The organism is Mycobacterium sp. NGS24, assembly GCF_059813065.1.
Genome location: NZ_JCALDW010000009.1, coordinates 195,630 through 202,002 on the forward strand (window position 1 = coordinate 195,630; position 6,373 = coordinate 202,002).

At 70.8% G+C, this 6,373-nt stretch carries 2 protein-coding genes; both read left to right on the forward strand.

Annotated features, from left to right (window positions below; genetic code table 11):
• Positions 1-332: 332 nt before the first annotated feature.
• A complete protein-coding gene (locus AC5Y6Y_RS14635) occupies positions 333-5,177 on the forward strand; it encodes a cation-translocating P-type ATPase (protein WP_473138829.1) in 4,845 nt (1,614 codons plus the stop codon).
• Positions 5,178-5,378: 201 nt separating this feature from the next.
• Positions 5,379-6,373 (forward strand): 13E12 repeat family protein (locus AC5Y6Y_RS14640; RefSeq protein ID WP_499930111.1); only part of this gene is annotated, 995 nt, incomplete at its 3' end.

A 6,373-nucleotide genomic window follows, 5' to 3' on the forward strand; every position in this document is an offset into this window, starting at 1 on the left:
GAGCTCGCGGCCGCGCCGAGCGTGCGGTTCACGACGACGCGCCGGCGTGTCGCGTCGTGGTCCGCACACTCGCCGATTCAACCGGCCGTCGCCGGGTACCGGCCAAACACCGATAACATGGTGGCGGCCCATTCCATCCAGGTTCTTACCTGCCTCAACCGGGGCGGCGTCCCGGGCATCGCCGCGATGGCCGTCTTTCTCGATCCGTCGCTGTTCTCGTTGTTTGGGTTGCCGCCCACGCGGTAGTCCAGGGGCAATCCGCGGACCGTGTGGACAGGTGCTGAAGGCGCCGGAAGGATTGGCGCGGGATAGACGTATTCGAAGGGTGATGGATGAAAATTCCGGGCGTGGCCGACATCGTCGGCACTCTCACCGGAGGCGCCACGCAGGTCGTCCGGGCCGGCGTCCAGGGAGCTGCCGGTGCGGCCGGCGCGGTGCAGACGTTGACCAGTCCCGTCACCGAGCTGGTAGGCCCGGTGGTGCAATCGGTGGCGCACAGCACCGGGCGCGCGATCGGCCTGGGCGGCGCCAAGGACGGCGCCCCCGAGGCGGTCACCCCGCCGGTGCGCTGGCACAGCGGGCGCCGGGTGCACCTGGACCTCGACCCGCTGTTGCCGTTTCCCTGCTGGCATGAATACGCGGCGGTGATGGAGGAGCCGGTCCGCCGCATCGACGGAGTAGCCCAGGCACACGTCGAAGGGGCGCTGGGCCGGCTGGTCGTCGAAATCGCCGAGGACGCCGACGAGGACGCGGTGCTGGACGAGATCCGCGAAACGGCCGCGGCCGTCGCTACCGACCTCACCGCCTCGGGCACCTCCTCCGCGTCCCAGGCGGCACCGTTCGCCGACCCGGCCAACCCGCTGGCGATCCTGGTGCCGCTGACCGCTGCGGCGATGGACGCCGTGGCGGTGGGTGCGGCGGTGACCGGTTGGCTCACCCGGCTGCCCATGGCACCGAGCAGCGCCAAGGCCGCCGCGGCCCTGCTGAATTACCAGCCGCGGGTGGTCGCCGTCCTGGAGTCGCGCCTCGGTCGCGTCGGCACCGACATCGCGCTGAGCGGTTCCACCGCATTGGCCTACGGGTTGAGCGGTTCCCCCAGCACACCCATGCTGAATCTCACCCAGCGCACATTGCAGCTCGTGGAGGCGACGGCCCATCGGCAGCGCTGGCGGGAGCGGGAACGCGAACTCGCCTCACCCGCCCGGCCGCAGGCGCCGGTGGTTCCGGTGCTGAACTCCGCGGGGGCCGAGTCGCAGATGCCCCGGCACAACTGGGCGGCGGCCGCCGCCGGCGAGGCCTCCCACGTCGTGGTCGACGGTGCCATCGACGCGGCGATCGACATCGGCAAGGGCGCGATGAAAGGCCCGGTTGAGAACTACTCAGACCAGGCGGCCAGCGGTTCGGTGATCGCCGCCGCGGGTGCGCTGTTCGCCGGTGGCGGTGCAGCCGAGGCCGCCGAGGCGATCCTGGCCGGGGTGCCGAAAGCCGCGCACATCGGCCGGGAATCGTTCGCGACCACTCTCGGGCGCGGTCTGGCGAATGCGGGACTGCTGGTACTCGACCCGGGGGCGCTGCGTCGCCTGGACCGCATACAGGTGGTGGTGATCGACGGCGCCGCACTGCGCGGCGATCACCGCGCGGTGCTGAGCGCCTGGGGTGAGGAACCCGGCTGGGACGACGACCGCGTCTACGAGGTGGCCGACGCGCTGCTGCACGAGGAGGAGCCACCCGAACCCGATCCCGACGAACTGCCTGCCGGGGGTGCGCGGCTGAAATGGATTCGGCCGGAAGGTTCTTCGTCGGCGACACCGGCGCAGGGTCTGGAACACGCCGACCTGGTCTGCGACGGCCGGCGGGTGGGCCACGTCGACGTCGGTTGGGAAGTCGACCCCTTCGCAATCCCGTTGCTGCAGACCGCGAACCGCACCGGGGCGCGGGTGGTGTTGCGGCACGTGGCGGGCACCGAAGATCTGTCCGCCAGCGTCGGTTCGACGCATCCGCCCGGGACTCCGCTCTTGAAGTTGGTGCGCGACCTGCGCGGGGACCGCGGACCCGTGCTGCTGATCACCGCGCTGCACCGCGACTTCGCCTCGACCGACACGTTGGCCGCACTGGCCATCGCCGATATCGGGGTCGCCCTCGACGATCCCCGTGCTGCCACGCCGTGGGCCGCCGACATCATCACCGGCACCGATCTGGCCGCCGCGGTGCGCATCCTGTCCGCGCTGCCGGTGGCCCGCGCCGCCAGCGAATCCGCGGTGCATCTGTCCCAGGGCGGCACCACGCTTGCCGGCCTGTTGCTGGTCACCGGTGAGGACGGCCGGTCCACAAGCCCGGTGTCCTTCCGGCGCTTCCTGAACCCGGTCAACACCGCCGCGGCGACGGCCCTGCTCTCCGGATCTTTCTCAGCCGCCCGGGTGCTGCGCCTGCCGGATCCCACACCGCAACCGCTGACCGCCTGGCACGCGCTGGACCCGGAGATCGTGTACTCGCGGCTGGCCGGCGGATCGCGCCCGTTGGCAGTGGCGTCCGACACCCCGACTTGGCGCCGTCGGCTCGACGACCTGTCCTACGAGCCGGTCGTGGCGCCGCTGCGGGGTCCGGTTCAGACGCTGGGGCGGCTGGCGGTGGCCACCCGGCACGAATTGTCCGACCCGCTGACGCCGATCCTGGCGGTGGGCGCGGCGGCTTCAGCGATCGTCGGCAGCAACGTCGACGCACTGCTGGTCGCCGGCGTGATGGCGGTCAACGCGGTCACCGGCGGAGTGCAGCGACTGCGTGCCGAGGCCGCGGCCGCGGAGTTGTTCGCCGAGCAGGACCAACTGGTGCGTCGGGTGGTGGTGCCTGCGGTAGCAACGACGCGGCGCCGGTTGGAGGCCGCCCGCAACGCCACCCGGACCGCCACGGTGTCGGCCAAGAAGCTGCGCCCCGGCGACGTCATCGACCTGACCGCCCCCGAGGTGGTCCCGGCAGACGCCCGGATCCTGGTTGCCGACGACCTCGAGGTCGACGAATCCTTCCTGACCGGCGAGTCGCTGCCGGTCGACAAGCAGGTGGATCCCGTCGCCGTCAACGACCCCGACCGGGCCAGCATGCTGTTCGAGGGAAGCACGATCGTCGCCGGGCGCGCCCGGGCCATCGTCGTCGCCACCGGAGTCGGTACCGCCGCACAACGCGCCATCTCCGCGGTGGCCAACGTCGAGACGTCGGCGGGCGTGCAGGCCCGGCTGCGCGAGCTGACCAGCAAGGTGCTGCCACTGACCCTGGCCGGCGGGGCGACCGTGACCGGCCTGGCCCTGCTGCGGCGCGCCCCGCTGCGTCAGGCGGTGGCCGACGGTGTGGCCATCGCGGTCGCCGCAGTTCCCGAGGGGCTGCCGCTGGTGGCCACACTGTCCCAGCTCGCCGCCGCCCAGCGACTGACTGCGCGTGGAGTGCTGGTGCGTTCGCCGCGCACCATCGAAGCCCTGGGCCGGGTCGACACCATCTGCTTCGACAAGACCGGCACCCTCACCGAGAACCGGTTGCGCGTGGTGCTGGCCGTCCCGGCCGCCACCTCGGCACAGGGACCGTTCCCGAAAACGTCCGAACCGCAGTCGATTGCAGTGCTGCGGGCCGCCGCGCGGGCATCCACCCAGCCGCACGACGGCGAGGGACACGCGCACGCCACCGACGAGGCGATCCTCACGGCGGCGAATTCCCTTGACGGCGAAGGTGACTGGACGATCCTGGCCGAGGTTCCATTCGAATCAAGCCGAGGCTATGCCGCATCGATCGGCGCGGAGGCCGACACGGCGGCCGCGCCCGTGCTGATGGTGAAGGGCGCGCCCGAGGTCATCCTGCCGCGCTGCCGCTTCGACGATCCCGAGGCTGAGTCCGATCATGCCGATTCGCTCGTGCAGCACCTCGCCGAACAGGGGTTGCGGGTGCTGGCCGTGGCGCAACGTACCTGGGAGCACGGCACCAGGGAAGACGACACCGACGTCGACGACGTCGACGCCGCCGCGCACGACCTGGAACTGCTCGGTTACGTGGGTTTGGCCGACACCGCGCGGGAATCGTCCCGGCCGCTGATCGAGGCGCTGGTGGAGGCCGGGCGCAACGTCGTGCTCATCACCGGCGACCACCCGATCACCGCACGGGCCATCGCCCGCCAGTTGGGCCTGCCCGACGACGCGCGCGTGGTGACCGGTGCCGAATTCGCCAGCCACGACGAAGAGGGACACGCCAAGCTCGCCGCCGATGTCCAGGTATTCGCCCGGGTCAGCCCGGAGCAGAAGGTGCAGATCGTGGCGGCTCTGCAACGTTGCGGGCGGGTCACCGCGATGGTCGGCGACGGCGCGAACGACGCCGCCGCCATCCGGATGGCCGACGTGGGGATCGGTGTCAGTGGCCGCGGATCGTCGGCGGCCCGCGGTGCTGCCGACATCGTGCTCACCGACGACGACCTGGGGGTGCTGGTCGACGCCCTGGTCGAGGGCCGCAACATGTGGGCCGGTGTGCGTGACGCTGTCACGATCCTGGTCGGCGGCAACGTCGGTGAGGTGTTGTTCACCATCCTCGGCACGGCCTTCGGCCAGGGCCGCGCCCCGGTCGGCACCCGTCAGCTGCTGCTGGTGAACCTGCTCACCGACATGTTCCCCGCCCTCGCGGTCGCGGTCACCTCGCAGTACGAGGACCCGGAAGAAGAAGACGGTCTGAGCGCCGACGAAGTGGAGGATGCGCGCCGGGCCCGCCAGCTCGACCTGCTGACCCAACCCGCGCCGTCACTCGACGAGCCGCTGATGCGTGCGATCGTCAACCGCGGCGTCATCACCGCTGCCGGTGCGACGGCCGCCTGGTCCATCGGACGCTGGACACCCGGCACCGAAAGGCGCACGTCCACAATGGGTTTGACGGCCCTGGTGACGACGCAGCTGGCGCAGACGCTGCTGACCCGTAGCCACAGCCCGCTGGTGGTGGCCACTGCGCTCGGCAGCGCGGGCGTGCTGGTCGGCATCATCCAGACACCGGTGCTCAGCCAGTTCTTCGGCTGCACACCACTGGGCCCGGTGGCGTGGACGGGCGTGATCGGCGCCACCGCGGGAACCACCGTGGTCTCCGTGGTGGCACCGCAGTGGCTCAACAGGGCCGTCGGCGCCGTGACTCCTGACCCGCCCGAGTTGGAGGACGGCTCCTGATCGGTGCCGCTTCGCTGCTAGGTGACGCGTGGCGGGTCTCGTCCGTCACATCTGTGACTCGAAGTGGCGGTGCGCCCCGGCTACTAATGTGTTAGACGCATTCCGGTGCCGTTCGGTTCCGTCTATCTTGAGCGAATTATGTTCTGGCGCAATCGTTTATCGCTCATCTGGTTGTCGGTGGTGGTTCGTAGAATCATCGGTATGGCAACGAGTTCGCGCGATGAGATCGTGGCGGTCTTCGATGCCCTGGATGCTGGGTTGGATCGGTTGTGTGGGTTGTCGTTTGAGGTGTTGACCACCCCGGAGCGGCTGCGCGCGTTGGAGCGTCTGGAACGGGTGGCGCGCCGGTTGCGGGTCCCGCAGCACCCGTTGATCAATCAGCTCGCCGCCCAGGCCGACAAAACCGAGTTGGGGGGCACGCTGTGTGAGGCGCTGGCCACCCGGCTGGGCATCACCAAACCCTGCGCCGCCCGCCGCATCGCCGAGGCCGCGGATCTGGGCCCGCGTCGCGCGCTGACCGGACAACCCCTGGAGCCGGTGCTGAGCGCGACCGCAGCCGGCCAGCACGCCGGGCGCATCGGCGACGGCCAAGTCAAGGTGATCCGCGACTTCTTCAAACATCTGCCCGCGGCGGTCGATGCGTTGACCCGCGAGGCCGCCGAAGCCGACCTGGCCGACAAAGCCGCCTGGCAGCGCCCCGATGAGCTCGCCGGCTACGCCCAGCAGATGATGAACTGCCTGCACCCTGACGGGGACTTCACCGACGAAGAACGCACCCGATCGCGCGGGATCACCCTAGGTGCCCAGCAACGGGACGGCATGTCCACGATCAGCGGGCTGATCACCCCCGAACTACGCGCCGCGATCGAAGCGCTATGGGCCAAACTGGCCGCCCCCGGCATGGCCAACCCCGCCGACGACGCCCCAGTCATCGACGGTGAACCCGACCCCGAGGTCGCCGGCGCCGACCGGCGCAGCACCTGCCAGCGTCAGCACGACGCGACGCTGGCCGCCCTGCGCGCCCTGTTCGCCTCCGGCGACCTGGGCACCCACCGCGGGCTGCCGGTCACCATCATCGTCACCACCACCCTGCACGACCTCGAAGCCGGTACCGGCACCGGGCGCACCAGCGGCGCCACCCTGCTCCCGATCACCGATGTCATCCGCATGGCCAGCCACGCCCACCACTACCTGGC